Here is a 26,067-nt window from a genome sequence, read left to right as displayed (position 1 = left end):
TACGCGGACCGCGCGGTCCCGCCCTCCGGGGCGGGACCGCGCGGCCTCAGCCGGCGTGTTCCGGCAGGTGCATCAGCGGCGCCCGACCCGGCGGCTGCTCCGGCTGCGACCCGGACGGGTGCGCCGGCGGCACCGGAACGGTGACCGGCCGGGCGGAGGTGACCCGCAACGGCTCGCCGTGGTGCAGCAGGTCCAGCACCGTGTCCGGCCCACCGTTGCGCAGCGAGTACGTGGTCTGGTGCGGTCGGACGTCGACCCGCAGCCGCATCGACCGCCACTGCAACGAGAACTCCAGGCGGCTCAGCCGACTGGAGAGCCGGGGCGTGAAGGACAGCGTCCCGTCGTGGTCGCGCAGCCCGCCGAAGCCGGAGACCAACGCGATCCAGGCGCCGGCCAGGGACGCCATGTGCACGCCGTCGCGGGTGTTCTCGTTCAGGTCGTGCAGGTCCATCAGCGCGGCCTCGCGCAGGTAGCGGTGAGCCAGCTCGGGGAAGCCCACCTCGGCCGCCAGCACCGCCTGCGTGCAGGCGCTCAGCGACGAGTCCCGGACGGTGCGGCGCTCGTAGTAGGTGAAGTTGCGCAGCTTCTCGGCGGCGCTGAACGCGTCGCCCCGCCAGTGCATGGCCAGCACCAGGTCGGCCTGCTTCACCACCTGCTTGCGGTACAGGTCGAAGTACGGATAGTGCAGCAGCAGCGGGTACTTCTCCGGCGGCGTGTGCTCGAAGTCCCACTCCTGCAACCGGGTGAAACCCTCCACCTGCTCGTGCACGTCGATGTCCGAGTCGTACGGGACGTGCATGTCGTTCGCGGCGTCCCGCCAGGCGGCTGCCTCCTCCTCGGTGACGCCGAGGTCCATGGCCTGGTCGCGGTAGCGCATCGCGCAGTCGGCGGCGGTGAGCAGGTTCCGCTGCGCCATCAGGTTGGTGTAGACGTTGTCGTTCTTCACCGCGGTGTACTCGTCCGGGCCGGTCACCCCGTCGATGTGGAACCGGCCGGCCCGGTCGTGGTGGCCGAGCGAGCGCCACAGCCGCGCGGTCTCGACGAGCAGTTCCAGCCCGATCTCCCGCTCCAGCGCGTCGTCGCCGGTGACCAGCACGTAGCGGCGCAGCGCGTCGGCGACGTCGGCGGCGATGTGGAACGCGGCGGTCCCGGCCGGCCAGTACGCCGACGACTCCGGCCCCTCGATGGTGCGCCACGGGAACGCCGCGCCTTCGAGGTTCAACGTGCGGGCCCGCTCCTGCGCCTGGGCCAGCGTGTCGTAGCGCCACTGCAACGCGTGCTTCACCGCGCCCGGCTGGGTGTAGGTGAGCACCGGCAGCACGAACATCTCGGTGTCCCAGAACGCGTGACCGTCGTACCCGGGACCGGTGAGGCCCTTGGCCGAGATGGGCCGCCGTTCCGCGCGGGCGCCGGCCTGGAGCACGTGGAAGAGGCCGAAGCGGACCGCCTGCTGCACCTCCGGGTCGCCCTCGACCCGGACGTCGGCGGCGTCCCAGAACTGGTCCAGGTATTCCCGCTGCGCCCGGCGCAGCCCGTCCCAGCCGTCGAGGCGGGCCGCGGCCAACGCGGCGCCGACCTGGTCGCGCAGCGCCGGCAGGGACCGTCGGCTGGACCAGCCGTACGTGAGGTACTTGATCACCCGCAGCTTCTCGCCGGGCTTGAGCACGCAGCCGACGGTGGTGCGGACCCAGTCCTCGTACCCCTCGGACTCGACGGTGGTGCGTTCCGGGCCGTGCACGTCGTGGCCCATGGCGGCGGCGACCCGCAGGCCGCTGACCTTGGTGCGGTGGATGAGCAGGCCGCCGTCGTCGGTGGTCAGCTCCTCCTCCGCCTGCAACGGCGACTCCAGCACGGCGGCCACCCGGGGGTCCCGGCTCTGCGGCGGCAGCGACTCGTTGGCCACCAGCTCGGACTGGAGGATCAGCCGCAGCGGCCCGTCGACCGCCTCCACCTCGTAGCTGATCGCGGCCACCGAACGCTGGGTGAACGACACCAGCCGGGTGCTGCGGACCTTGACCTCGCGGCCGGCCGGGGACCGCCAGTGCACCTCCCGCTGGAGCGTGCCGGCGCGCAGGTCGAGGACCCGCTCGTGGTCGATCAGCTCGCCGTAGCGGACGTCGAGCGGTTCGTCGTCGACGAGCAGCCGGATCAGCTTGCCGTTGGTGACGTTGACGATGGTCTGCCCGGACTCGGGGAAGCCGAAGCCGGCCTCCGCGTACGGCAGCGGACGCAGCTCGTAGAACGAGTTCAGGTACGTGCCGGGCAGGCCGTGCGGTTCGCCCTCGTCGAGGTTGCCGCGCAGCCCGATGTGGCCGTTGGAGAGCGCGAGGACGGACTCGGACTGGGCCAGCACGTCCATGTCGAGGCGGACCTCGCGGACGTGCCAGGGCTCGACCGGGTACGCCCGCTCCCGGATCACGGGGCCGACTCCGTGGTCAGCAGCTCGGCGAGGTCGGTGACCACCACGTCGGCGCCGTGCGCGCGCAACTCGTCGGCCTGGCCGACCCGGTCCACGCCGATCACGTACCCGAAGCCGCCGGCCCGTCCGGCGGCCACCCCGGCGAGCGCGTCCTCGAAGACGGCGGCCTGCGCCGGCTCGACGCCGAGCATCCGCGCGCCCTCCAGGAACGTGTCCGGGTGCGGTTTGCCCTGGAGACCGCGTTGCCGGGCGACCACGCCGTCGACCCGTGCCTCCAGCCACCGGTCCAGCCCGGTGGCGTGCACCACGGCCTCGCAGTTGGCGCTGGCCGAGACGACCGCCCGGCGCAGCCCGGCGGTGGTGGCGGCCTCCAGGTAGCGCACCGAGCCGTCGTAGACGTCGACGCCGTCGTGCGCGATGCGCTGGAGCAGGACGACGTTCTTGCGGTTGCCGACACCGTTGACGGTGTCCGCGTCCGGCGGGTCGTCGGGGGTGCCCTCGGGCAGCGTGATGCCACGGGAGGCCAGGAACGATCGCACTCCGTCGGCACGCGGTTTTCCGTCCACGTACCGGTTGTAGTCCGGCCCGGGGTCGAATGGGCGGAACGGCTCGCCGGTCTCGGCGGACCGGCGTCGCAGGAGCGCGTCGAACGTCTCGGCCCAGGCGGCGTTGTGCACCTTGGCGGTCTGCGTCAGCACCCCGTCGAGATCGAAGAGACACGCGGTCACGTGCGCGGGTAGGCCCAGCATTGCCTGAATCTATCCAGGCGGCTCACCGGGCAAACCCGCTTCGCGGGTCAGCGGTTCGGGCGCAGCGTCCAGGTCACGGTGAGCGCCGAGGTGACGGTGCCGTCCTCGGTGCCGATCTCGACCTCGACCGGGAACTCGGGCCGCTGCCCGGCGTCCAGCTCGGCCAGCACGTCGGCCGGCGGACGGCCGAGCCGCGCCGTCGCCAGCACCGCGCCCATCGCCACCTTGCGGTAGCCGATGGTGGCGGTCACGGCGAGCGGTACGGCCCGGTCGAGCACCTGCCCGAACGCGGCGAGCACCACCGCGCCGGAGGCGGTCTCGCCGAGCGTGAACATGGCGCCGGCGTGCGGGCCGCCCACGTGGTTGTGGTGCGCCGGGTCGTCGGGGAGCCGGACCACGGCGCGGACCCCGCCGTCGGCCTCGGGCGCCACCTCGACGATCTCGATGCCGAGCGTACGGGCGAACGGCACGGCTTCGAGGAGACCGGCCGCCACCTGGCGAGAGTCGATGGTCATACCCGAACGCTACTCGTCGGTAACTTTCCGGGCAAGCGGCAACCCGGCCCGGTTCAGCCCGCGCTGAGGTCGGTTCGGCGCACGATCCACCAGACGGTCAGCAGCGCCGCCACGGCCAGGCCCAGGTAGCCGCTGGCGACGATCAGGTGGAACACGGGGATCCGGCTGCCCGGCTGGTAGAGCAGGTGCTGCTCCAGACCGTGCTCGGTGAAGCAGGCGAGCGTCCGGCCGCTGCCGTTGTCCGGCGGGCAGAGGCGTTGCAGCTCGACGCCGGTCAGCTCGCGTCCGGAGGCGTCGTACGCGCCGGACGGACCGTCGATCCCGTAGTCGATCATGCCGCCGTCGACGACCAGGGCGTTGTCGCGCAGCACGTCGAGGTTCGGCCCGCCGATGGGACGGTGGGCGGACAACGGCGTCATCAGCGTGGGATAGCGCCACTGGACGAGGTAGTTCAGTCCGACGAAGCCCACGATCACGCCGAACACGGCGGGGAGCGTGCGCCTGAGCACCGCGCCGAGGGCGACCCCGATCGCGAACCAGCAGAGGCTGATCACGACCGGCACCATCGCGGTGTTCAGGAACGGCCCGTACTCGAACAGGCTCACCGGCGCGACCCGCGCCTGGAGTCGTTCAAGATGGTCACTGACGCCGCCGACGGCCGAGGTCACGGCGGCCACGAACAGGCCGAGCACCGCCAGTTTGCTCCACAGCCACCGCTGCGGGGAGACGTCCTGGCTCCAGGCCAGCAGCAGGGTGCGCTGCTCGTGCTCCCGGGTCAGCACCGGAACGCCGACGAACACGCCGATCAGCAGCGGCATCCACTGCACCACCTGGGACAGGGCCGCCATGGTCAGGACCAGGGGCGAGGACCCGCCGAGCCGTCGGCCCGGCGGGGAGTCCTCCGGGCAGAACGTCTCGTGGCACTGGTGCCACAGGCTCGTCAGCTCCACGGACAGGTAGGTCATCCCACCCACCAGGGCCGCGGCCAGGACCAGCGTGCCGATCAGGGTCCACCGGTGCTGACGCCAGGTCAGCCAGAGCAGACCGGGTACGCCCCCGGCGTACCCGAGGTCGTCCCGGCGGTTGGGGTGGGCGGACACGTCGGTGACCAGGCTCATGCGGCTGCCTTCCGCTCGTGCGACGCCCTGGACGACGCCTTGAGATGGGTCAGGATCAACTCGTCGAGGGTGATGGGCTGGGCGGTCCAGCCGGGGGCCACGACGGCGTGCGCCGTCGGTGGCGCCGCCTGCCGGACGACGAAGGTGGACTGGCGTTCGGTGTGCTGGGCCTGGACGATCGCGCCCGGGCCGGGTGGTTGGTCCGCCCGGGGCCCGGTCAGCCGGACGTGGCTGTCGAGCAACTCCTCGACGTCGCCGGCGAGGACGGCCCGACCCGCGTCGAGCAGCAGCAGGTGGTCACCGACGCCACTCAGTTCGGCGATGATGTGGGTCGACAGCACCACCGTCATGTCGGCGTCGGCGGCCTCCGCCATGAGTTCGCCGGTCACCTCCGTACGGGCCACCGGGTCCAGGTTGGCGAGCGGTTCGTCCAGCAGCAGCACGGCCGGGCGGGAGCCCAGCGCGACCGCCAGCGCGACCTGGGCCCGCTGCCCGCCGGATAGCCGGCCGCAGCGACGGTCCAGCGGGATGTCGAAGCGCCGCAGCCACGACAGCGCGCGCTGCTGGTCCCACACGCGGTTCGTCGACCGGCCGAAGCGGAGCATCTCCGACACGGTGAAGTCGCGGTAGAGCGGCTTGTCCTGGGCCAGGATCGCGACCCTGCTCCCGCCGTCGGTGGCACCGCCCCGGGTCACCGGCCGGCCGTGCACCAGCAGCGTGCCGCTGGTGGCCGCCAGCGTGCCGGCGATGATGCTCAGCAGCGTCGACTTGCCCGCGCCGTTCGCGCCGACCAACGCGACGATGCGGTTCGCCGGCAACTGGAAGGCGCACTCCCGCAGCGCCCACACGCTGCCGTAGCGCCGGCTCAGGTCGCGTGCCTCGACGGCGACGGGTTGCCCGCTCACGCGGCACCCTCCCGCTTCTGGCGCGTGGAGTTCTCCACGATGACGGAGGCGAGCAGCGCCTGGACGTCCTCGTCCTCCAGGCCGGCCTCCCGGGCCTGGCCGAGCCACCGGGCGAGGCTGCTCCGCAGGCGGGCCATCACGTGGGGGTCGGCGGAGCCGAGCGTCCCGCTGACGAAGGTGCCCGCTCCCTGCCGCGCCTCCACCAGACCGGACAGCTCCAGCTCACGGTAGGCCTTGAGCACGGTGGTCGGGTTGACCGTGCACGCGGTCACCACGCTGCGCACGGTGGGGAGTTGGTCCCCCGGTTGCAGCGTCCCGAGCCGCAGCCCTTCGCGGACCTGCCGCACCAGTTGGGCGTAGGCGGGGACGCTGCTGGACCGGTCGACATGAAAGTTGATCACCTGGTGAGCCCCTCTACGATTGTTATGGTTAAGTAGAACACCAGTCAATCGGCATGGCAAGAAGCCTCCGGCGTTTCACCGGCCACCGGCTCCGGGTAGCCAGTGGCGCATGAACCGCGATCTCGCCAGAGGACTGACGGTGGCCTGGGGGCTGCCGGAGTTCCGCGACGGGCTGCGCCACCTCGTCGACCTCGACGAGGTGACAGTGCTGCTGGCCGCGCTGTCCGGCCCGGACCGGGACGGCGAGGTCGAGCGGAGCCTGCTGGGTCTGCTGCGGTCCGGCCTGGCGACGACCGAGGTCCGGGAGGCGGTGTTGCTGCTGCTGGAGCGCGACACGGTCCGCCGGCCGCTGGTCGCCGCGGCGGTGGAGCCGCTCGCGGACCGACCGGCCCGGGCCACCGCCATCACCTCGGCGACCGAGGACCCCGCGGTACGCCGCGAGGTGCGCACGATGCTGGACAGCGCGGACGTGCGCGAGCTGATCTGGCAGGCGGTCGACCGCCAGGTGAGCGACGACCGGTTCGGCCTGATCCGCCGGGCGGCGGTGCTGTTCGTCCGACACCCGAGCGCCCGGCGCCTCGCGTGGGCGCTCCGCCGGCACGGCGTGCTCCGCGAACTACGCCGCCAGGCGTGACCATTGGGCGTGGCGATGACGAGGCGACTGACGCTGTTCCTGACCGTGGGGCTCCCCTGCACCGGCAAGACCACCGCCGCTCGGCGCATCGAACGGGAGCGGCAGGCGCTTCGTCTCACCAAGGACGAGTGGGTGAAGGCACTCTACGGGCCCGAGAACCCGTCATCGGCTCAGGACGTGATCGAGGGACGCCTCATCCAGATCGGCCTGCGCGCGCTCGAACTCGGCACCAACGTCGTGCTCGACTTCGGGCTCTGGAGTCGGGACGAACGCTCCGCGCTACGACAGGCCGCAGCGGACCTCGGCGCGACGGTGGAGCTGCACTACTTCGCACTCACCGCCGTCGAGCAGCGCCGGCGACGCGATCAGCGGCAGGCCGAAGCGCCGCACACGACGTGGCCCATGACCGACGAGGAACTCGCCGGGTGGGCCGCCACCATCGAGATCCCCACGCCTGGCGAACTCGACGGCAGCGAGCCGGTCGACGCCCCACCGGCCGGGTTCGCGAGCTGGGACGAGTGGCGTAACCACCGCTGGCCGCAGTCGATCTCTTGACGCGCCGCGACGGCTCATTGTCTCTTAATAAGAGACAATGAGCTCCCCTGGAGGTAGCCTTGTCTCTTATTAAGAGACAATAGGACATGAGATGATCTACACTACGCCGGAACTCGACGACTACGACCGGGTCGTCCTGGCCGAGATCCACGACATGCGACACACGCTCGCGGACGTCCTGCGCACCCCTCGCCGCTGGACCGGTGGGCTGCGGCGAACCATGCTGGCCCGGGCGATTCTGGGCTCCAACAGCATCGAGGGCTACGTCGTCGCCGAGGACGACGCCGCTGCCGCACTCGACGGCGAGGAGCCACTGAGCGCCGACGATCGCACCTTCGCAGAGATCCGAGGGTATCGGCAGGCCCTGGGCTACGTGCTACAAACCGCCGGGGATCCGTACTTCCGCTTCGAGACGTCGACGATCCGCAGCATGCATTACATGATGCTCTCGCACGACCTGGCGAAGAGCCCCGGGCAGTACCGGAAAGGGCCGATCTACGTCCACGACGAGCGAACCGACCGGCGGGTGTACGAAGGCGCGGACTTCGACGACGTACCGCACCTCATGGAGGAACTGGCCGAGGACCTGCGGTCGGATGCCACCACCTCTCCGCTCGTCAAGGCGGCGATGGCACACCTGAACCTCGTGATGATCCATCCTTTCCGCGATGGCAACGGGCGGATGGCGCGCGCGCTCCAGACACTGGTGCTGTCGCGGCGGGCCATCGTGGAGCCTGCGTTCTCCAGCATTGAGGAGTGGTTGGGGAGCAACACCGAGGACTACTACCGGGTGCTGGCCGCCACCGGCCGGGGGCACTGGAATCCCGAGGGGTCGGCACACCTCTGGGTGGCGTTCAACCTGCGCGCTCATCACATGCAGGCACAAACCGTGGCTCGCCGGTTTCGGGAGGCCTCCGGGATCTGGTCGGAGTTGGATTCGATCGTGGCCGAGCGACGGCTCCCCGAACGAGTCACCGACCTGCTCTACGAGGCGGTTCTGGGATACCGCGTCCGCCGTTCCGGATACGTCAAGCTCGCCGACGTCGAGGAGCGGACGGCGACACGCGACCTGACCAGCCTTGCCGAGCAAGGGCTGTTGGAAGCGCGCGGCGAACGGCGAGGAAGGCACTACGTCGCTGGCCCTCCGCTGGCGGAGGTGCGAGAGCGGGCCCGCATCGGGCGCGCACCGATCAGGGATCCTTACCCAGATATGCCGGTCGTGCTCGCGACCGAGACCGCCACACCGGCCGAGCCCACGTAGCGCGAGCGGCCTGACCGATGCCGGCGCCGGCAACGGTCAGGCACTCCGCTCCGTCCACCACCGGCGAGCGCCTGCGGCGGGCTGGTCAGGCGCGCTTGGTGTGGGCGACGAACGCCGCCCAGCTCACCGGCGTGAACGTCAGCGCCGGCCCCTGCCGGTCCTTGCTGTCGCGGACCCCGACCACGCCGGGCAGATTGTCCGCCACCTCGACGCAGTTGCCGGAATTGCCGCTGCTGCGGGTGCTCGTGCGCCAGGTCGCGCCGGTCAGCTCCATCGGTTCGCCGCCTCCGAGATAGCCGCCAGGGTCGCCCCGTGCGGCATCGCCTCCGCGCGGACGGACTCCCAGGTCTGGCGCAGGGAGTTCACGTCCGCCGTCCGTTCCACGATTGTGCCGTGCAACTGGTTGTCGAGATAGCCCACGTCGTCGCCGTCGGCCGGGGTGGCGAGCACGAACGCGCCGTTGAGCCCCGGATGGGCGCCGACCGTCTCCGGCACCACGTGCAGGTGCACCCGGGCCCGGCGGCCCATCTCGACCAGGTGCGCCAACTGCTCCCGCATCACCTTCGGACCGCCGACCGGGCGGGTCAGCACCGAGTGGTCGAACACGGCCACGAACTGCGGCGGCGCGGGCTGATCCAGCACCACCTGCCGGGCCAGCCGCGCGGCCACCTGCTGCTCCAGCGCCTCACCGACAAGCGGGCTCGCGCCCTCGTGCAGCGCGCGGGCGTACTCCTCGGTCTGCAACAGGCCCGGGATGACCAGCGGTTCGTAATTGCGCAGCGCGGTCGCCTCCTGCTCGATGCCCACCCACTCGCGGAACCACGGCAACAGCGACTCCTGCACCAGCGCGGCCCGGATGCGGACCAGCAGGCCACCGGCGTCGAGCACCTCGTCGCAGCGCTCGGTGAACTCGGCACGCGGCGCGCGGCGGCACTGCTCGACGGCGGCCACCAGCGACGCCGAATAGCTCACCCGCTCGCCCAACGCCTCCTGGGTCAGCCCGGCCTCGGAACGGAGCCGGCGCAGCTCACCGGCGAACAACTCCCATAACGCCATACGGATCATCTGCACACCTCTGCACACGGCTGCACACGGAAGACGGCCGGTCGGACGGCCCGGACGGTGGGGGTGGAACGCCTTCCGACCCTAGCGACGCGGTGACGACACTGTCACGCAGCGGAGCCGAACTCGTCCGTTACCCGCTACCGACAGGAGCGCCCGTGACCAACCAACGCCCGTACCCCCGGCATGCCGCGCCGCACACACCACTGCGTCCGATGTGGTGCTGCCGGGCGTGCGGCCAGCAGTGGCCCTGCCCGACCGCCCGCCTGCTGCTCAAGAACGAGTACGCGGACAACAACGTCAGCCTGTCGCTCTACCTGTGCGGGCTGTTCTACGAGGCGACCCGCGACCTCTACCGGCTGAACCCGGCCGGCGCACCGGACCCCGTCGAGATGTTCGCCCGCTTCGTCGCCTGGGGGCGTCAGGCGTGACCCCTTGAGCTGAAGCCGGGTTGACGTTCTACGTTCGGCCCATGACGACGCCGCAGTCGACCGACGCCGAACTGGCGGGCCAGCCCGCCGCCTACTGGACCGGCGTGGCCTACGAGTCACTCATCGCCTTCACCCGCGCCCGGCACGCCGAACTCGGCTTTACGCAGCCGCAGTTCTGGCTGCTGCGCAACCTCTCCCCGAACGACCTGCTGCCGCCGGGCGGCGGACTGACCGTCGCCGAGCTACGGCAGGCGATGCGCTCCTACCTGCGGGCCGAGGACGACCTGGACGCCGAGTCGCGGGTGCTGCTGGAGCGCGGTTGGCTGGCCCGCGACGAGGACGGACGGCTGTCGATCACCGAGGCCGGCGAGGCCGCCCGCCTCGACCTCAGGCGGCACGCGCCGGCGATCCGGGCCCGCATCCACGAGGGCATCGACGACGCGGACTACGTCACCGCCCTGAAGGTGCTCCACCGAATGATCAGGAACACCGGCGGCTCGATCCCGCTCTGAGGCGCGCGCCGAGCAGTGGCGCGTTGAGCGGGGCCCCCTGCTGTGCAGAATGCGTTAACCGGGGGCCCCTCCTTTCAGCGCCAGCCGACGTCGATGCGGTCGCCGCGCTCGTCGAAGAAGTGCAGCGCGTCCATCCGCACCTGCACCGCCAGCGAATGTCCCGCCGACACCTGCGGGTACGGGGCCAGCCGTACCGCCAGTTCCGCCGGGCGGCGGTGGTGCCGGCCCGGGTCGGGCAGCACGCTGGTGCGGTTGCCGCCGCCGTTCGGGGCCGACGTCGGCGGGGCGGCCTCCGCGGACCGGCCGGTGAGCCGCTGCACCACCTGGCCGAACCGGCGCAGGCCGCGCTGGCCGGGAGCGGTCCGCTCGACCGGGGTGCCCATCTCGTCGACCACGATCGCGGTCGCGCCGATGTCGAGGAAGGCCAGCGACTCGTGGCCGTGGTGCTCCAGGTAGCGGATCCGGCCGTGCAGCACGTCGCCGGGGGTGTCCGGGGCGACCGGGGTGAGCGCCTCGGCGCGCAACCCGACCACGATCCGCTCGCCGTGGTAGTGCGCCACCGCGCGACTGCGGATGTCGTCCCAGGGCAGGTAGAGCGCCTGGTCGCCGAAGCTCAGCGTGACGTACCGGTCGAGGTGGACGTAGACGGACGCCTCCAGCAGGTTCATCCGCGGGCTGCCCAGGAACGCGGCGACGTAGAGCGTGGCCGGTCGCCCGTACACCTGGGTGGGGGTGCCGACGTCCTGGAGCACGCCCTTGCGCATGATGGCCACCCGGTCGGCCATGGTGAGCGCCTCGGCCTGGTCGTGGGTGACGTAGATGGTGGTGACGCCCAGCTCCCTGGTCAGCGCGGAGATCTCGGCCCGCAGCTCGGCGCGCAGTCCGCTGTCCAGGTTCGACAGCGGCTCGTCCATCAGGAACAGGCCGGGCCGCCGGACGATCGCCCGGCCCATCGCCACCCGCTGCCGCTGGCCGCCGGAGAGCTGGCTGGGCTTGCGCGCGAGCACGTCGCCGATGCCGAGCGCGCCCGCCACGTCCTGGATCCGCTCGCCGCGTGTCCCGGGCTCGATGCCGGAGAGCCGCAGCGGGAAGCCGATGTTGTCACCGACGGTCATGTGCGGATAGAGCGCGAAGTCCTGGAAGACCATGGCGATCTTCCGGTCCCGGGGCGGCAGGTCGTTGGCCAGCTCGCCGCCGAGCATGACCGCGCCCGAGGTCGGATCCTCCAGGCCGGCCACCATCCGCAGCACGGTCGACTTGCCGCAGCCCGACGGGCCCAGCAGCACCATGAACTCGCCGTCGTTGACGTCCAGATTGATGTTGTCGACCGCGATCGTTCCGTCCTGGAACACCTTGGTGACATCCTTGAGCGCGACGGTGGTCACCGTCACCTCCCCAGTCGCTCGCCCGGAACCCGGGAATGACTGTGACCAGGATCATCCGGTTCGCACATCGGGTAAACGTGCCATGTTCGGCTCGTGACAGTCCTATTACGTGGATGTGCCGAGGAACACGCGCCGGACCACCCGATCCGCGGCGTGCCCGTCCTCCAGCGGGCAGAACCGGGCCCGGAACGCCGCCCGCGCCCGCTCGGCCGCCCCACCGTTCACCGCGCCGGACCGGAAGGCGTCCAGCAGCCCGGGGAAGTCCGTCGCGACCGCGCCCGGCGGCTCGGCCAGCAGGTCGAAGTAGACGCCCCGAGCCACCCGGTACGCGTCCCAGTCCGGCGCGTAGACCACGATCGGCCGGTCCAGCACGGCGTAGTCGAACATCGCCGACGAATAGTCGGTGACCAGCACGTCGGCGGCCAGGTAGAGATCCTCCACCCGCTCGTGGGCGCTGACGTCCAGCACCCCGCCGGCGGCCGGCCCACGCGGCCGTCGCTCCCGGTCGTGGAAGTAGTGGCTACGCATCAGCAGCCGCCCGGCCGGGCCGAGCACCTCACGCATCCGGTCCGGGTCGAACGGCGGACGCCAGCCGGGCAGGTGCTCGCGGTGCGTCGGCGCGTAGAGCACCACGTACTCGTCCGCGCCGATGCCCAGCGCGGCGCGGACCTGGCGGCACTCGTCGGCGGTCGCCCGCGCCAGCCGGTCGTTGCGCGGGTAGCCGACCTCCAGCGTGGTGTAGTCGGCCGGGTACGCCCGCTCCCACATCTGGGTGGAGAAGGCGTTCGCGGAGACGCTGTAGTCCCAGCGGTCCACCCGGCGCAGCAGGCCGGCGAAGTTCATGCCCATCGCGCCCACCGGGTAGCGCTGCTGGTCCAGGCCCATCACCTTGACCGGCGTGCCGTGATGGGTCTGCACGTGCACCGAGCCGGGACGCTTGCGGACGAAGTCCGGGAAGTTGACGTTGTTGACCAGCCAGTGGGCGCGGGCCAGCACCCGGTGGTACTCCGGGGTGCCGGCGACCACGTACTCCACGCCCGGCGGCAGCGTGGCGACCCGGTCCCGCCGGACGATCCAGACGCCGCGCACCTGCGGGGCGAGCCGACGGGCGGCCTCGTAGACGGCGGCCGGGTTGCACGCGTACCCCCGGTACCAGTAGGCCGCGTAGACGGCCAGCGTCGGGTCGATCGGACGGCGCAGCTCGGCCCGGTAGTACTCGTGCAGCGCGGTGTCGCGGGCCCGCCGGGCGGTCCGCCGCACCACCGGCGTCACCCGCCGCCGGGTCCGGTCGGCCGTCCGCCGGGCGGCCTCCCCGACCTGGTGGGCCCCGCGCAGCGCGCTGAACGTCCGCCACCGGCCGGCCGCCACCAGCCGGTGCTTCAGCCCCTCCACGCCGGGCGGCACCGGGTAGCCCTCCGGCGGCCGGAAGCGCCTGTAGTCCTCGTGCATCTGGGCGAAGAACGGCGCCCGCAGCTCCGGCGCGATCCGCTGCCCGTTGCCGAGCACGGTCAGGTAGTGCCAGATCATCCGCTCGAAGACCGCCGGCCTGAGCCCGTCCACCGCCGGCGCCCACCGGTCCATCAGCCGGAACACGCGGTGCCACTGGGCGAACACCTCGAAGTGCCGGTCGCCCCGGGTCCGGGTGATCGCGCCGGTGCGGCGTTGCCGGTAGTTGAGGCAGACCCGGTCCAGCACGCCGATCCGGCCGGCGGCCATCAGCGCGGGATAGCTGAACGAGACGTCCTCGTACCAGCCGGGCGCGAAGCGCAGCCCACGCTCGACCAGGAACTCGCGGCGGACCAGCCGGTTCCAGGCGGTGTGCAGCAGCCGCAGCGTCTCCGGCCGCTCCCCCAGCGTGAACGTGGCCGGGCCCGGCGACTCGGGGAAGACGTCCCGCATGGCGCTGCGCGTGCCGACGAAGTTCCAGTGCGCCCGGACGTGGTCCACGACCAGCACGTCCGGGCGGGTGTCGCGGAGCCGGTCGGCGACGTGCGGCAGGCAGCCGGGCACCAGCCAGTCGTCCCCGTCGACGAACCACACGTACTCGCCGGTGGCCCGGTCCAGCCCGGCGTTGCGGGCCGGACCGAGCCCGACGTTGTCGACGAGGCGCACCGGGTGGACCCGGGGGTCGCGGGCCGCGTACTCGGCCAGGATCTCGCCGCCGGCGTCCGGGGAGGCGTCGTCCACCCCGATCACCTCAAGGTCACCGAACGGCTGGTCGAGGATCGAGTCGAGACACTCCCGCAGGTAGCCCTGCACCCGGTAGGCCGGCACGACGAAACTGATCAGGGTCATGCCGGCCCGCCCTCCGTCAGCCCGGCGAGCGCACACCCCCACGGGCGCGGGCCGGCAGGACCACCCAGGCGAGGACCACGCTCACGACGAAAACCACGAAAAGGTACGCACCCAGTGTAGCCAGAGCGATACTCGCCATTCCGGCGATCAGCGCGATTGCCAGCACCGCCGAGCGCCCCTCCCAGCCCAGCGTGGCGACGTGCAGCGGCGGGGCCGACTGCCGCTTCTCCAGCCGGGCGGTCAGGTCGTAGTGGTGCAGTGTGAGCACCAGGACGTACCCGAAGATCAACCAGGCGGGTGCGCGCCCGGCCACGCCGACCGCGATGGCGAACAGGTACTCGGCGGCCCGCAACGCGGCCGGCACCAGCCAGTCCAGCGCCCCGGCGTGCGGCGTCCGCGCGCCCTGCGCCGCGCCCAGCAGCAGCACCAGCGCGAGGACCGGCGCCCAGATCGGCAGGTCTCCCCCGCCGTGCACGGTGCGCAGCGCCCACACCAGCATCCCGGCCGCGCCGAGCGCGCCGAGCACCGCCAGCAGCAGCGGCCCCCGCGCCGGGGGCAGCGTCCGCACCAGCGGGCCGTCGTCGCGGTGCAGGCCGGTGTCGACGGTGGTCAGCACCGGCACCCGCATCCACCGCGCCCGCAGCGTCCGCAACGCCCCGGTGTACGCGAACGCCAACGTGCCCCAGACCAGCACCGCGCAGAGCGCCACCAGCGGCCCGAACAGCGCGGCGGCCAGCGCGATCAGCGCCCACCGCTCCCCGATCGGAAACACCACGGTCCGCTTCAGCCAGTACGACACCGAGCCGGTGTCCGCCTGCACCCGCGTCGACGCGGCGTTCAGCTTCCCGCCGATGCCGCCCGCGTCCCCGGACACCACCTTCGGCCGCCGGGCCGCCTCGTCGTGCAGCACGCCGTACCAGGTGTCGGTCATGTGTCGCACGGTCTGCAACGTCATCGCGGCCAGCGCCAGCGCCCAGCCGTAGCGGAACCCGGCGTGCGTGGCGCCGAAACCGAGACCGGCGTAGACGACATATTCCTTGAACCGGTCGGCCATCGTGTCCAGCCAGCCGCCCCAGGCGCTGAAGTGCCGGGTGTAGCGGGCCAACTGCCCGTCCACGCAGTCCAGCACGAACCCCAGGTAGAGCAGGACCGCGCCGGCCACCAGCGCGGGCCGGCCACCGACGCCGAACAGCACCGCCGCGGCCACCGCGAACGCCACCGAGACCATGGTGACGCCGGTCGGGCCGATCCCGATCCGGGCCGCCGCCTTCGTCACGTACGGCGACCAGGTGCTGACAAAGAACGTGGTGAAGAAGTCGTCCCGCTCCTTCACCGACAGCTTCAGCTCGGCCCGGTCCTCGTCGACGGCCGCCACCTGCGCCTCGGCCGCCGCCCGCTGCGTCGCGTCGCCGACCCGGTGCGCTACGAGCAGGCGTACCCGATGGGCGAAGATCAGGGTGTCCCGGGCGGCGAGCCCGGCCACCAGCCGGTCCACCGCGCCGAGCGGCCCGGCCGGCTCGGTCGCCGGCCCGGCCGGCTCGACGCCGGACACCGCCGGCCCGGCCGGCTCGACGCCGGACACCGCCGGCCCGGCCGGCTCGACGCCGGACACCGCCGGCCCGGCCGGCTCGATGCCGGACACCGCCGGCCCGGCCGGCTCGACGCCGGACGCCGCGGGCGCGGCGGGGGCGGTCGCGGAGGCCGCGCGGGCCGCGTCGACGAGCGCCGGCAGGTCGGCCGCGCCGACCCGCAGCGCGCCGCCGAACACGCCCGTCGTGTCCGCCGCGTCGCCGACCGCGACCACCTGGCCGCGCTCCTCGCGCACCACCGCCTGCCCGGCGGCCGGCGGGTCGGTGAGCACCAACGCCACCGTCGGCCCGACCGGGCTGGTCGCGAGATGCCGGAGTACGGCCGTGTGCGCCACCAGATCGACGCCGCTGACCAGCACCGGGCCGGTCGCGCCGGCCACCAGGTCGGCCAGCTCGCCCAGGTCGGCGGCCACCCGCACCTGCTCCGCCCCGGCCCGCCGCCACTGCGCGGCCAGCCGGTCGGCCGGCGGCTCCGCGCCCTCGGTGGCTCCGCCCGCCGCCGGCCCGGCGGCGAGCACGATCGCGAGCGTCACCGCTGCGCCGCGTCGGCGTAGGCCGCCAGCGCCTCGTCGATCGTCCCGTCGACGACCAGCCGTCCGACGTCGAGGTAGAGCCCCCGACGGCAGAACCGGGTGAGGTCCTTGTCGTTGTGTGACACCAGCACCAACGTGCGTCCTTCCGCGAGAAGTCGCTCGATGGTCGCATAGCACTTCGCGCGGAACTCCGCGTCCCCGACCGCGGTCACCTCGTCCACCAACAACACCGGGTGCGGCAGGTGCGCGATCACCGCGAAGCCCAGTCGCACCTTCATCCCCGACGAGTAGTGCCGCACCGACGTGTCGATGGCGCGTTCCACCTGTTCACCGGCGAACGAGACGATCTCGTCGAAGTGCCGCCGCAGGTACGCCGGGGAGAGCCCGTGCAGCCCGCCCACCAGGTACAGGTTCTCCCGGCCGGTCAGGTCGCCGGAGAACCCGGCGGACAACTCCAGCAGCGGCGCCACCCGGCCGTGCACCGTTATCGTGCCCTCGTCCGGGATGAGCACCCCGGCGATCAACCGCAGCAGCGTGCTCTTGCCGGTGCCGTTGCGCCCCACCACCCCGACCGTCTCACCCGGCTCGATCCGGAACGACAGGTCCCGCAGCGGCCAGAACCGGCCGGCGTCCGGGTCCCGCGCGCCCCGGTGCACGATCAGCTCCCGCAGGCGCAACTGCCGACGCCGGTTACGCACGAACCGGATGCCCAGCCCGTCCGCCTCGATGATCGGCGGCACTCAGAGTTCCTTCAGCACGGCCGGTTCCAGGCGGCGGAACGCCCACCAGCCGAACACCAGCACCAGCACGCTGCCCGCCACCGTCACGGTGAGCAGCCGGGCGTCCGGGAACTCGTCCGGGTACCAGACCGCGTGGTGCAACTGGAAGATCCCGACCAGCGGGTTCAGCTCGTACGCGAGCTTCAGCCAGCCCGGCATGCCGGAGTCCCGGACCAGGTTGAACGGATAGATGATCGGGGTGGCGTAGAACAGCAGCCGGATGACCAGCCGCATGGTCCGCTCGATGTCGCGCATCAGCACGTTGCCCGCCGACAGCAGCAGCGCCAGACCTGCCAGCAGCACGAACTGCACGGCCACCGCCAGCGGCAGGGCGAGCAGGCTCCACCCGGGGTGGATCTTCCCGTGGACGGCGTAGAGCGCCGCGATGGCGACCAGGATCGGCAGGCCGGCGAGGTACTCGGCGAAGCGGCCGGCGACCCGGCCGAGCGGGAAGATCGGCCGGGGCAGGTTCATCGTGGTGATCAACCGGGCCTGCCCGGTCAGCGCGCCGGCCGCCTCGGTCAGCGCCGAACTGGCCCACATCCAGGCGAAGATCCCGGTGATCAGGAACAGCGGGTACGAGCCGGCCGCCTCGCCCAGGTGCCGCCGGGTCGCGCCGGAGTAGAGCACGCCGAAGACGAACCAGTAGATCAGCCCCATGCCGAGCGGCTCGATGAGCGACCAGAGGTAGCCGAGCACCGACTGCTGGTACTTCACCGCGAGATCCCGCCGGACCAGGATGCGCAGCGAGGTGCGGGCGGACCAGAGCGCCGCGACGCCGGACGTCACCGCACCATCGTCGCGCTGTTTCTCGCGGCCTTTCCCGGCTCGGGCGCCAGGTCACCCCAACGGGGTCAGCACTCGATCACGTTGACCGCGAGCCCGCCCCGCGCCGTCTCCTTGTACTTGACCTTCATGTCCGCGCCGGTCTCCCGCATGGTCTTGATGACCTTGTCCAGTGACACGTGGTGCACGCCGTCGCCGCGCAGCGCCAGCCGGGCCGCGGTGATCGCCTTGATGCTGGCCACCGCGTTGCGCTCGATGCATGGGATCTGCACCAGCCCGCCCACCGGGTCGCAGGTCAACCCCAGGTTGTGCTCCATGCCGATCTCGGCGGCGTTCTCCACCTGCTCCGGCGTGCCGCCCAGCGCCTCGGCCAGCCCGGCCGCCGCCATCGAGCACGCCGACCCGACCTCGCCCTGGCAGCCCACCTCCGCGCCGGAGATCGAGGCGTTCTCCTTGAACAGCACGCCGATCGCGCCGGCCGCCAGCAGGAACCGGACCACGCCCTCGTCGGAGGCGCCGGGCACGAAGCGGGTGTAGTAGTGCAGCACGGCCGGGATGATCCCGGCGGCGCCGTTCGTCGGCGCGGTCACCACCCGCCCGCCGGCCGCGTTCTCCTCGTTGACCGCCAGCGCGAACAGGGTCACCCAGTCCATCGCGCGCAGCGGGTCGTCCGCGCCGGTCTCCGCCTCCAGGCCGCGCCGCAGCTCGGCGGCGCGGCGACGGACCTTCAACCCACCCGGGAGTACGCCGTCGCGAGTGCAGCCGCTCTCCACGCACTCCCGCATCACCCGCCAGATGTCCAGCAGCCCGGCGCGGACGTCCGCCTCGCTGCGCCAGGACACCTCGTTGGCGAGCATCACCTCGCTGATCGACAGGCCGGTCCGGGTGGTGACGTCGAGCAGTTCCGCCCCGGTGAGAAACGGGTGACGCACCCGGGTGGTGTCCGGCTTGATCCGGTCCGCCCCGGCCGCCGCCTCGTCCACCACGAACCCGCCGCCCACCGAGTAGTAGGTGCGCGCCCGCACCTCGCGCCCGGCCGCGTCGTACGCCGCGAACGTCATCCCGTTCGGGTGGTACGGCAGTGAGCGCCGGCGGTGCAGCACCAGGTCCCGGTCCGGGTCGAAGTCGATCTCCTGGCTGCCCAGCAGGCGCAGCCGCCGCGCGTCCCGGATCCGCGTGATCCGCTCGCCCACGGTGTCGGTGTCGACCGTCTCCGGGGCCTCGCCCTCCAGCCCGAGCAGCACCGCCCGGTCGCTGCCGTGGCCGTGGCCGGTCGCGCCGAGCGAGCCGAACAGGTCCGCCTGCACCCGGGTCACGTCGGCGAGCAGCCCGTCGGCCTTCAGGCCACCCACGAACGTCCGGGCGGCCCGCATCGGCCCGACGGTGTGCGAGCTGGACGGCCCGATACCGACGCTGAAGAGGTCGAAAACACTGATCATGGCTGCGCTTTCCTCGCCGTCGTCCCCGTTGTGCGGTTCCGAACCGGTGCGATGCCGCGCCCCCGCTGTCCGGGGGTGAGCGACCGGCGCCAGGGGTGGAGGCGCCCGACCGACGACCCTACCCGCCCCAGCTCAATACCCGTCCCCACCCCGCCACACTCCCCACCCCGCCACCCTTCCCACCCCGCCACCCCCACCCCCGGCATGCGCAGATTCACGGAAAGAGTGGCCATCCGAGCGTCGATGGCCACTCTTTCCGTGAATCTGCAACTGCGCGGGGGCGCGGCGGGGTGCGGCGGGCGCGGGCGGGGTGCGGCGGCCGCGGGCGGGGCGCGGCGGCCGCGGGCGGGGCGCGGCGGCCGCGGGCGGGGCGCGGCGGGCGCGGCGGGGCGCGGCGCGGCGGGGCGCGGCGGGCGCGGCGGGGTGCGTCGGGCGCGGGCGGGGTGCGTCGGGAGGGGGGCGCGGGGGTATGTACCTACGGGTGCCCGGGTCGCCGATCCTCCTCGGGGCCGAGGGCGCGACGCGCACCCCGATTTAGCGTGGAATCAGCGCGGCGGATCGCCGCAGAAGTGGGAGACGACGATGAGTCGCAAACTGGTCCGGCCCCGCGAGGGGCGCATGATCGCCGGTGTCTGCGCCGGCCTGGGACGGCGGTTCGGCATGTCGGCCGGCATGGTCCGGCTGCTGTTCCTGCTGTCGCTGCTGCTGCCCGGCACCCAGGTGATCGTCTACCTGATCCTGTGGGTGCTGATGCCGAACGAGGACCGCTACCTCGCCACCCGCTGACCCGCACACGACGACGCGCCCGCCTCGGGAGGGCGGGCGCGTCGCGCGAGGTCAGGGGGCCGTGTAGGTGACTGTCACCTTCTCGTAGCCGAGGGAGCGCAGCAGCCCCTCCAGCATCTTGCGGGTGTTCTCCTGCGCCCGGGCGGCGAGCCCGCTGTCCCGGGCCGCCGCGGTGATCCGGTCCTCGGCCAGCTTGTAGACCTGCTGCTGCCGGTTGGGGTCCCCGGCCACCAGGTCGTTGAGCCGGTTGATCAGGCCGCGCTCCTCGGCGAAGACGTAGCTCTTGTCCATGTCCAGGTCGGTCTCGCCGAGCTGCGGCGCGGGCAGTTTGATCTCGACGGACTTGCCGTCGTCCGAGGCCACCACCGCCCCGTCGGCGATCTTGGCGAAGTCGACGTACGCCTCGACCCGGCCCGCCCCGACGAAGAGCGTGCGCTCGTTGAGCAGGAAGTCCGGCACGTTGCGCCGGTCCTTCTGCACGTCGACCACCACCTGGAAGTTGCCCTCCGCCGCGACGTAACGGCTCAGGTCACGGATCGACTTGAGCAGCGGCGGCTGACTGCGGTCGGTCTGCTCCTTGGCGAACGGGTTGCGGAAGTCCGGCAGCAGGCCGGACGCCTGCACGCCGAGCAGCACCACCACCGCCAGCGCCGCCGCACCGAGCACCCAGAGCAGGCCGCGGGCGGCCCCGCCGACCGAGGGCCGGGCGCCCGGTCCGGGCTCGGGCGGGCCGTCCGGCCGGTCGGGCCGGGACTCACTGGTCGGGTATTCCGGGAACTCCCTGGTGGGCTGCTGGGTGTCACCGTCGCGGGCCATCGCCCTCACCGTCCTCGTCCGACACATCGACTGACAATGACGGTACGGGGACCGTGCGACACTCGCTCGTCGAGTGCCCCGATCGGGTGAAACCGCAGGTCAGGCGAAGGCGGAGAGCCCGGTCAGCCGCTGGCCGATGACGAGCTGGTGGATCTCCGAGGTGCCCTCGTAGGTGAGCACGCTCTCCAGGTTGGCGGCGTGCCGCATGATCGGGTACTCCCCGGAGACGCCGTTCGCGCCGAGGATGGTGCGGCACTGCCGGGCGATGGCCAACGCCTCCCGGACGTTGTTCAGCTTGCCCACGCTCACCTGCTCGGGCCGCAGCTTCCCGGCGTCGGCGAGCCGGCCCAGGTGCAGCGCCAGCAGCAGCCCCTTGTTCCACTCCACCGCCATGTCGGCGAGCTTGGCCTGGGTGAGCTGGAAACCGGCCAGCGGCCGGCCGAACTGGGTGCGGATGGTCGCGTACGCCAGGGTGGTCTCCAGGCAGTCGCGGGCCGCGCCGAGCGCGCCCCAGACGATGCCGTGCCGGGCCTCGGTCAGGCAGCTCAGCGGCGCCTTCAGCCCGGTCGCCCCGGGCAGCCGCGCATCCGCCGGCAGCCGCACGTCGTCGAGCGTGATCTCGCCGGTCAGCGAGGCACGAAGAGACATCTTCCGGCGGATCTCCCGCGCGCCCACCCCGGCGGTGTCCATGGGCACGAGGAAACCCCGCACACCCTCGTCGGTGCGGGCCCAGATCACCGCGACGTCGGCGATCGGCGCGTTGGTGATCCACATCTTGCCGCCGGTGAGGATCCAGTCGTCGCCGTCCCGACGGGCTCGGGTGGCCATCGAGGCCGGGTCGGAGCCGTGGTCCGGCTCGGTCAGCCCGAAGCAGCCGATCGCGTCGCCGGTCGCCATCGCCGGCAGCCAGCGTTGCTTCTGCTCCTCGCTGCCGAAGCGCCAGATCGCGTACATGGCCAGCGAGCCCTGCACCGAGACCAGCGAGCGGACGCCCGAGTCGCCGGCCTCCAGCTCCAGGCAGGCCAGCCCGTACGCGACCGCCGACGCGCCGGCGCAGCCGTACCCGGTCAGGTGCATGCCGAGCAGGCCCAGCTTGCCGAACTCGCGGGCCAGCTCACGGGCCGGCACGTCGCCCTCCTCGTACCAGCCGGCGACGTGCGGGCGGACCCGGTCGGTCACGAGCTGGCGGACGACGGCCCGGATCTGCCGCTCCTCCTCGCTCAGCGAGGCGTCGACGTCGAGCAGGTCGAGCGTGGTCACGTCGTCACTCCCCTTGGTCGCCGAGGACCAGCACCCGCGCATGGATCTGGTTGCGCTGCTGCAACGCCGCGCGCAACGCCCGGTGCAGGCCGTCCTCCAGGTAGAGGCCGCCGTTCCACTGCACCACGTGCGGGAAGAGGTCGCCGTAGAAGGTGGAGTCCTCGGCGAGCAGCTTGTCCAGCGCCAACTCCCGCTTGGTGGTGATGAGCTGATCCAGCCGCAGTGGACGCGGTGGGATCTCGGCCCACTGCTTCAGCGTGAAGTTGTGCTCCGGGTAGGGACGCCCGTCCCGGACCGCCCTGAAGATCACCGCGTGCTCTCCTCCCCCAGGCCGGGCTGACGATGTGGCTGCCAGCCTAACCGCTCAGCTCCACCGCCCCCGCCGGACCACATCATCCACCGGACGCCGCCCCCGGCGCAGTGACGGTGACCGATGGTCGACGGCTCGGTAGCCAACAGTGACAGCGCCGATCGGATGCAGCTCCGGGGGCACCCCGAACGCCTCCCGGTACGCCCCGACGCGCTGCGGCGGGATGCCGAAGAAGCAGGCGCCCAGCCCCTCGTCCACGGCGGTGAGCAGCATCAACAACGCCGCGAAGCCGGCGTCCACGTACCAGTAGGGCACCGGCCAGCGGTCCTCGGCGCGGTCCGTCCAGCCCTTGTCCGGCTCGGCGTACCGGTCCAGGTAGGCGTCCCGGTTGGCGTGCGGCACCACGATCAGCGGGGCCCGGCGCATCCCGGCCAGCCAGCGCTCCCGACCGCCGCCGTCCGGCGTGGTGGCCGCCCAGAACCGGGCCCGGTCCGCCGGCTCCTCCAGCACCAGGAAGCCCCAGCCCTGCGCGAACCCGGCCGACGGGGCCCGGACCGCGTGCGCGAGCAGCCGGTCCACCACCTCGGGCGGGACCGGCCGGTCGGGGTCGTAGTTGCGGACCATCCGGCGACGCCGGACGACCTCGGCGAACTCCACGCTCAGCGCCCCGGCCGGACGCCCCAGGCGCCGCGCCACGTCTGCCCGGCGTCCAGCGTGATCACGTCCCGGCCGGACCGGAACGCGTCCGGCGGGCACGTCATCGGCTCCACCGCCACCGAGCGGCGGTGCCGCTCACCGCCGAGCGTGTCCCCGGTGAACACCTGCCACCAGCCGAACTCGCGGTCCGCCCAGACCGCCAGCCCGGACGAGCCGTCCGGTGCGCCGAGCGTCACCGCCGAGCCGCCGTCGGCGTCCCGCTCCACGTCCCCGAAGGCCAGGTCGAGCACCAGGTCGCCGATCGGCCGGGGCGCGGTGAAGTCGTACTCGGTGCCGGCCACCGGGCTGGCGCCCACCGGCAGCAGCCGGCCGTCCACCAGCACCCGGTTCCGCCCCGGCACCCGCAGCACCAGCTCGTCCACGCCCACCTTGGGGAGCTGGAAGTAGGGGTGCACGGAGAAGCCGAACGGCGCCGGCTCGGCGGAGAGGTTCGTCGCCTCGTGCTCGGCGCGCAGGCCGTCCGGGCCGACGCTCCACCGGCTGCGCAGCCGCAGCGCCCACGGGTAACCCGGGGTGGGCGGCAGGTCGTAGCCGAGCGTCACGCTCGCCGCCGACTGCTCGACCAGCTCCCACCGGACCCAGTTGACCAGGCCGTGCAGCGCGTTGTGCCGCTCCGGCTCGGTCAGGTCGAGCTGGAGCGAGCGGTCCCCGAACGTGTACGCGCCGTCCCGGATCCGGTTCGGCCAGGGCGCCAGCACGTGCCCGGCCGAGCCGGGGCTGAGCTCGTCCTCGGCGTACCCGTCGAGGTAGTCCACCCCGTCGTGCCGATAGGCCCGCAGCCCGCCCCCGACCTCCACCACGACGGCCTCATGGCCGTCGGCGGAGATGGTCCACTGTGTTCCGGACGGTGCCCGCTCGTCGATCCCCATTCGGCGACCCTACCGTCACCGACGGTCCTCGGTGGGAGCGGTGGCGCGATAGCGCAGCAACGCGGGGAACGCCGTCACCAGCAGCACCGCCAGCACGGCGGCGGCGATACCGCCACCGACCATCGCGACGCCGGTGCCGAACCCGGCGGCGGTCACGCCGGCCCGCAGGTCGCCCAGGCGGGGGCCACCGGCCACCACCACCGTGTTCACGCCCTGGAGCCGGCCGCGCATCCGGTCCGGCGCGTACACCAGCAGCATCGACTGCCGCAGGGTGGCGCTGACCAGGTCGGCGGCGCCGGCCACGCCGAGCAGCAGCACCGCCAGCCAGAGCCGGCCGGCCAGCCCGGCCAGCGCGATGGCCACGCCCCAGCCGACCACCGCCACGGTGAGCGCCAGCCCCTGCCGGCGCACCCGGCCGATCCAGCCGGAGGTGAGGCCGCCGAGCATCGCGCCGATGGCGATGGCGCTGTAGAGCCAGCCGACCGCCGCGCCACCGCCGAAGCGGTCCTGCGCCAGCTCCGGGAAGAGCGCCCGTGGCATGGCCAGGATCATCGCGATCAGGTCGATGGCGAAGGAGAGCAGCAGCACCGGCGTGGTGGCCAGGTAGCGGAAGCCGTCGACGACGCTGCGCAGCCCGGCCCGGCGGACGCCGCCGCCCGGCTCCGGCTCCGGCGGCATCGCCGGCAGCCGCAGGGTGGCCCAGAGCGACACGGTGAACAGCAGCGCGTCCAACCCGTACGCGATCGGCAGCGCCGCGTCGACCCGCCAGGTGGCGAAGATCAGCCCGGCGGCCAGCGGCCCGGCGACCGCGGCGGCGGTGAACGTGGTGTAGTTCAGCGTGGTCGCGGCCGGGACCAGTTCGGCCGGCACCAGCCGGGGCAGGATCGCGCTGCGGGCCGGTGAGGTGATCGCGAACGCCACCGACTGCACGCCCACCAGCAGCAGGAGCAGCACCGGGCTGCGCGCGCCGACAAGCGACTGCACCAGCAGTCCGAGCGTCGCCGCCCAGAGCAGCGCGCCGCCCGCGAGCAGCACCCGCCGCCGGTCCCGGGCGTCGGCGACCGCGCCGCCCCAGAGCCCGAAGACCAGCAGCGGCACGAACCCGGCGACGCCGAGCAGGCCGACCCAGAACGAGCCGCCGGTCAGGTCGAACATCTCCACCGGCACCGCCACGGCGGTGAACTGGAAGCCGAACATCGCCACCGCGTTGCCGAGCCACACCCGCCGGTAGGCGGGCACGCGCAGCGGGCGCAGGTCGATCGCCCAGCGGCGGGGTCCGCGCGACCGGGCCTTGGTGACCTCCGTCACGGTGCGAGCCGCTCGACGACCCACACCCCGTCAGCGGTACGCCGGAACCGCAGCCGATCGTGCAGCCGGCTGGCCCGGCCCTGCCAGAACTCCACCGTCTCCGGGCGGACCCGGAACCCGCCCCAGTGCGGCGGGGCGGGGATCGACCCGACGCCGGCGAACCGCTCCGACGCCGCCCGGAACGCCGCGTCCAGCGCGGCCCGGTCCGGGACCACCGCCGACTGGGTGCTGGCCCACGCGCCGAGCTGCGAGCCGCGCGGCCGGCTGGCGAAGTACGCCTCGGTCTCCGCCCGGTCGACGTGCGTCACCCGGCCGGTGACGGTCACCTGCCGCTGCATCGGGAACCACGGGAAGACCAGGCTGGCCCACGGGTTGGCGGTCACCTCGGCGCCCTTGCGCGAGCGGTGGTTGGTGTAGAAGACGAAGCCCTCCGCGTCGTAGCCCTTGAGCAGCACCGTGCGTCCACTGGGCCGGCCCTGGTCGTCGGCGGTGCCGACCACCATCGCGTTCGGCTCCGGCAGCGGATGCGCCACCGCGTCGGCGAACCAGCGGGCGAACTGGGTGTGCCAGTCCGGCGCCAGGTCCGGTTCGGTCAGGCCCAGGTCGGCGGCGTACTCGTTACGCATGCCGGCC

The 26,067-nt window shown here is 72.8% G+C and carries 27 protein-coding genes; 6 read left to right on the top strand and 21 right to left on the bottom strand.

Annotation, left to right across the window (positions count from 1 at the left end; all coding sequences use genetic code 11):
* Positions 1-46: 46 nt before the first annotated feature.
* Genes ACIA6B_RS11620 through ACIA6B_RS11595 form a run of 6 tightly spaced genes read right to left on the bottom strand, consistent with a single transcriptional unit; the run spans position 47 to position 6,107 of the window.
* Entirely contained in the window at positions 47-2,419 is a 2,373-nt protein-coding gene (locus ACIA6B_RS11620) for a glycoside hydrolase family 65 protein (RefSeq protein WP_396772652.1), read from the bottom strand.
* Entirely contained in the window at positions 2,416-3,168 is a 753-nt protein-coding gene (locus ACIA6B_RS11615; protein ID WP_396772651.1) for an HAD family hydrolase, read from the bottom strand. The genes ACIA6B_RS11620 and ACIA6B_RS11615 overlap by 4 nt, the downstream gene beginning before the upstream one ends.
* A 47-nt stretch (positions 3,169-3,215) precedes the next feature.
* Entirely contained in the window at positions 3,216-3,683 is a 468-nt protein-coding gene (locus tag ACIA6B_RS11610) for a DUF4442 domain-containing protein (protein WP_396772650.1), read from the bottom strand.
* A 53-nt stretch (positions 3,684-3,736) separates the two neighbouring features.
* Complete coding sequence (locus ACIA6B_RS11605) at positions 3,737-4,801, bottom strand: ABC transporter permease (protein ID WP_396772649.1); 1,065 nt, start codon at positions 4,799-4,801, stop codon at positions 3,737-3,739.
* Positions 4,798-5,706, bottom strand: a complete 909-nt coding sequence (locus ACIA6B_RS11600) for an ABC transporter ATP-binding protein (RefSeq protein ID WP_396772648.1) — start codon at positions 5,704-5,706, stop codon at positions 4,798-4,800. The genes ACIA6B_RS11605 and ACIA6B_RS11600 overlap by 4 nt, the downstream gene beginning before the upstream one ends.
* Complete coding sequence (locus tag ACIA6B_RS11595; RefSeq protein WP_396772647.1) at positions 5,703-6,107, bottom strand: GntR family transcriptional regulator; 405 nt, start codon at positions 6,105-6,107, stop codon at positions 5,703-5,705. The genes ACIA6B_RS11600 and ACIA6B_RS11595 overlap by 4 nt, the downstream gene beginning before the upstream one ends.
* Positions 6,108-6,216: 109 nt before the next feature.
* Here ACIA6B_RS11595 and ACIA6B_RS11590 point away from each other — a divergent pair, with 109 nt between their 5' ends.
* The 3 genes from ACIA6B_RS11590 to ACIA6B_RS11580 all read left to right on the top strand — a co-directional run bounded on the left by ACIA6B_RS11590 (position 6,217) and on the right by ACIA6B_RS11580 (position 8,557).
* Positions 6,217-6,741, top strand: coding sequence for a hypothetical protein (locus ACIA6B_RS11590; RefSeq protein ID WP_396772646.1), 525 nt, complete (start codon positions 6,217-6,219; stop codon positions 6,739-6,741).
* Positions 6,742-6,756: 15 nt separating this feature from the next.
* The gene (locus ACIA6B_RS11585; RefSeq protein ID WP_396772645.1) at positions 6,757-7,296 is read left to right on the top strand and encodes an AAA family ATPase; all 540 of its coding nucleotides are present in this window, start codon (positions 6,757-6,759) and stop codon (positions 7,294-7,296) included.
* A 91-nt stretch (positions 7,297-7,387) separates the two neighbouring features.
* Positions 7,388-8,557, top strand: a complete 1,170-nt coding sequence (locus tag ACIA6B_RS11580) for a Fic family protein (RefSeq protein ID WP_396772644.1) — start codon at positions 7,388-7,390, stop codon at positions 8,555-8,557.
* Between the two features lie 85 nt (positions 8,558-8,642).
* On the opposite strand, the gene ACIA6B_RS11575 is transcribed toward ACIA6B_RS11580, so the two are convergent.
* Together ACIA6B_RS11575 and ACIA6B_RS11570 are read right to left on the bottom strand one after the other, a co-directional pair.
* On the bottom strand, positions 8,643-8,831 hold the full coding sequence (locus ACIA6B_RS11575; RefSeq protein WP_396772643.1) for a DUF397 domain-containing protein: 189 nt from the start codon (positions 8,829-8,831) through the stop codon (positions 8,643-8,645).
* Positions 8,822-9,622, bottom strand: coding sequence for a Scr1 family TA system antitoxin-like transcriptional regulator (locus ACIA6B_RS11570; protein ID WP_396772642.1), 801 nt, complete (start codon positions 9,620-9,622; stop codon positions 8,822-8,824). Before ACIA6B_RS11570 ends, ACIA6B_RS11575 begins: the two co-directional genes overlap by 10 nt.
* Before the next feature lie 212 nt (positions 9,623-9,834).
* Between ACIA6B_RS11570 and ACIA6B_RS11565 the strand changes: the two genes are divergently transcribed.
* A complete protein-coding gene (locus ACIA6B_RS11565; RefSeq protein WP_396773136.1) occupies positions 9,835-10,050 on the top strand; it encodes a hypothetical protein in 216 nt (71 codons plus the stop codon).
* Positions 10,051-10,091: 41 nt separating this feature from the next.
* Positions 10,092-10,562 (top strand): MarR family winged helix-turn-helix transcriptional regulator, encoded by a 471-nt coding sequence (locus ACIA6B_RS11560; protein ID WP_396772641.1) that lies wholly within the window; start codon positions 10,092-10,094, stop codon positions 10,560-10,562.
* A 74-nt stretch (positions 10,563-10,636) separates the two neighbouring features.
* Here ACIA6B_RS11560 and ACIA6B_RS11555 read toward each other — a convergent pair whose 3' ends face one another.
* The 6 genes from ACIA6B_RS11555 to ACIA6B_RS11530 form a co-directional block, all read right to left on the bottom strand.
* Positions 10,637-11,947, bottom strand: coding sequence for an ABC transporter ATP-binding protein (locus ACIA6B_RS11555; protein ID WP_396772640.1), 1,311 nt, complete (start codon positions 11,945-11,947; stop codon positions 10,637-10,639).
* Positions 11,948-12,052: 105 nt separating this feature from the next.
* A complete protein-coding gene (locus tag ACIA6B_RS11550; protein ID WP_396772639.1) occupies positions 12,053-14,242 on the bottom strand; it encodes a CDP-glycerol glycerophosphotransferase family protein in 2,190 nt (729 codons plus the stop codon).
* 16 nt (positions 14,243-14,258) lie between these two features.
* On the bottom strand, positions 14,259-16,364 hold the full coding sequence (locus ACIA6B_RS11545) for a DUF5941 domain-containing protein (RefSeq protein ID WP_396772638.1): 2,106 nt from the start codon (positions 16,362-16,364) through the stop codon (positions 14,259-14,261).
* The gene (locus ACIA6B_RS11540; RefSeq protein WP_396772637.1) at positions 16,361-17,104 is read right to left on the bottom strand and encodes an ABC transporter ATP-binding protein; all 744 of its coding nucleotides are present in this window, start codon (positions 17,102-17,104) and stop codon (positions 16,361-16,363) included. The genes ACIA6B_RS11545 and ACIA6B_RS11540 overlap by 4 nt, the downstream gene beginning before the upstream one ends.
* Complete coding sequence (locus ACIA6B_RS11535) at positions 17,105-17,932, bottom strand: ABC transporter permease (RefSeq protein WP_396772636.1); 828 nt, start codon at positions 17,930-17,932, stop codon at positions 17,105-17,107.
* A gap of 65 nt (positions 17,933-17,997) precedes the next feature.
* A complete protein-coding gene (locus ACIA6B_RS11530) occupies positions 17,998-19,368 on the bottom strand; it encodes an L-serine ammonia-lyase (protein WP_396772635.1) in 1,371 nt (456 codons plus the stop codon).
* A 582-nt stretch (positions 19,369-19,950) separates the two neighbouring features.
* On the opposite strand from ACIA6B_RS11530, the gene ACIA6B_RS11525 reads away from it, so the two are divergent.
* Positions 19,951-20,154, top strand: coding sequence for a PspC domain-containing protein (locus ACIA6B_RS11525; protein ID WP_281943400.1), 204 nt, complete (start codon positions 19,951-19,953; stop codon positions 20,152-20,154).
* A 51-nt stretch (positions 20,155-20,205) separates the two neighbouring features.
* Here the strand turns inward: ACIA6B_RS11525 and ACIA6B_RS11520 are convergent, their stop codons facing one another.
* The 7 genes from ACIA6B_RS11520 to pdxH all read right to left on the bottom strand — a co-directional run bounded on the left by ACIA6B_RS11520 (position 20,206) and on the right by pdxH (position 26,060).
* On the bottom strand, positions 20,206-20,970 hold the full coding sequence (locus tag ACIA6B_RS11520; protein ID WP_396772634.1) for a DUF4230 domain-containing protein: 765 nt from the start codon (positions 20,968-20,970) through the stop codon (positions 20,206-20,208).
* Between the two features lie 99 nt (positions 20,971-21,069).
* Positions 21,070-22,230: an acyl-CoA dehydrogenase family protein gene (locus ACIA6B_RS11515; RefSeq protein WP_396772633.1), complete on the bottom strand. Its 1,161-nt coding sequence runs from the start codon at positions 22,228-22,230 to the stop codon at positions 21,070-21,072.
* A 4-nt stretch (positions 22,231-22,234) separates the two neighbouring features.
* Positions 22,235-22,540, bottom strand: a complete 306-nt coding sequence (locus ACIA6B_RS11510; RefSeq protein WP_089154454.1) for a type II toxin-antitoxin system VapB family antitoxin — start codon at positions 22,538-22,540, stop codon at positions 22,235-22,237.
* Between the two features lie 54 nt (positions 22,541-22,594).
* Positions 22,595-23,197 carry a nitroreductase family protein gene (locus ACIA6B_RS11505; protein ID WP_281943405.1) on the bottom strand — a complete coding sequence of 201 codons (603 nt, stop codon included), beginning with the start codon at positions 23,195-23,197 and terminating at the stop codon, positions 22,595-22,597.
* Positions 23,198-23,199: 2 nt separating this feature from the next.
* Positions 23,200-24,126, bottom strand: coding sequence for an aldose 1-epimerase family protein (locus ACIA6B_RS11500; protein WP_396772632.1), 927 nt, complete (start codon positions 24,124-24,126; stop codon positions 23,200-23,202).
* Between the two features lie 15 nt (positions 24,127-24,141).
* Positions 24,142-25,434, bottom strand: a complete 1,293-nt coding sequence (locus tag ACIA6B_RS11495) for an MFS transporter (protein ID WP_396772631.1) — start codon at positions 25,432-25,434, stop codon at positions 24,142-24,144.
* The gene (pdxH, locus tag ACIA6B_RS11490; RefSeq protein WP_396773134.1) at positions 25,431-26,060 is read right to left on the bottom strand and encodes a pyridoxamine 5'-phosphate oxidase; all 630 of its coding nucleotides are present in this window, start codon (positions 26,058-26,060) and stop codon (positions 25,431-25,433) included. The genes ACIA6B_RS11495 and pdxH overlap by 4 nt, the downstream gene beginning before the upstream one ends.
* Positions 26,061-26,067 lie beyond the last annotated feature (7 nt).

The sequence above is a fragment of the Micromonospora sp. NPDC051141 genome (assembly GCF_044455765.1).
GTDB lineage: Bacteria > Actinomycetota > Actinomycetes > Mycobacteriales > Micromonosporaceae > Micromonospora.
Note: the sequence above shows the minus strand (reverse complement) of the source record. Positions and strands in the feature narration are given on the sequence as shown.

Excerpts from the sequence above, each read along its gene's own strand:
- ACIA6B_RS11615 (WP_396772651.1), bottom strand. The coding sequence starts at position 3,168 with ATGCTGGGCCTACCCGCGCACGTGACCGCGTGTCTCTTCGATCTCGAC.
- ACIA6B_RS11610 (WP_396772650.1), bottom strand. The coding sequence starts at position 3,683 with ATGACCATCGACTCTCGCCAGGTGGCGGCCGGTCTCCTCGAAGCCGTG.
- ACIA6B_RS11605 (WP_396772649.1), bottom strand. The coding sequence starts at position 4,801 with ATGAGCCTGGTCACCGACGTGTCCGCCCACCCCAACCGCCGGGACGAC.
- ACIA6B_RS11590 (WP_396772646.1), top strand. The coding sequence starts at position 6,217 with ATGAACCGCGATCTCGCCAGAGGACTGACGGTGGCCTGGGGGCTGCCG.
- ACIA6B_RS11585 (WP_396772645.1), top strand. The coding sequence starts at position 6,757 with ATGACGAGGCGACTGACGCTGTTCCTGACCGTGGGGCTCCCCTGCACC.
- ACIA6B_RS11580 (WP_396772644.1), top strand. The coding sequence starts at position 7,388 with ATGATCTACACTACGCCGGAACTCGACGACTACGACCGGGTCGTCCTG.
- ACIA6B_RS11575 (WP_396772643.1), bottom strand. The coding sequence starts at position 8,831 with ATGGAGCTGACCGGCGCGACCTGGCGCACGAGCACCCGCAGCAGCGGC.
- ACIA6B_RS11570 (WP_396772642.1), bottom strand. The coding sequence starts at position 9,622 with ATGATCCGTATGGCGTTATGGGAGTTGTTCGCCGGTGAGCTGCGCCGG.
- ACIA6B_RS11565 (WP_396773136.1), top strand. The coding sequence starts at position 9,835 with ATGTGGTGCTGCCGGGCGTGCGGCCAGCAGTGGCCCTGCCCGACCGCC.
- ACIA6B_RS11560 (WP_396772641.1), top strand. The coding sequence starts at position 10,092 with ATGACGACGCCGCAGTCGACCGACGCCGAACTGGCGGGCCAGCCCGCC.
- ACIA6B_RS11550 (WP_396772639.1), bottom strand. The coding sequence starts at position 14,242 with ATGACCCTGATCAGTTTCGTCGTGCCGGCCTACCGGGTGCAGGGCTAC.
- ACIA6B_RS11530 (WP_396772635.1), bottom strand. The coding sequence starts at position 19,368 with ATGATCAGTGTTTTCGACCTCTTCAGCGTCGGTATCGGGCCGTCCAGC.
- ACIA6B_RS11525 (WP_281943400.1), top strand. The coding sequence starts at position 19,951 with ATGAGTCGCAAACTGGTCCGGCCCCGCGAGGGGCGCATGATCGCCGGT.
- ACIA6B_RS11520 (WP_396772634.1), bottom strand. The coding sequence starts at position 20,970 with ATGGCCCGCGACGGTGACACCCAGCAGCCCACCAGGGAGTTCCCGGAA.
- ACIA6B_RS11500 (WP_396772632.1), bottom strand. The coding sequence starts at position 24,126 with ATGGGGATCGACGAGCGGGCACCGTCCGGAACACAGTGGACCATCTCC.
- pdxH (WP_396773134.1), bottom strand. The coding sequence starts at position 26,060 with ATGCGTAACGAGTACGCCGCCGACCTGGGCCTGACCGAACCGGACCTG.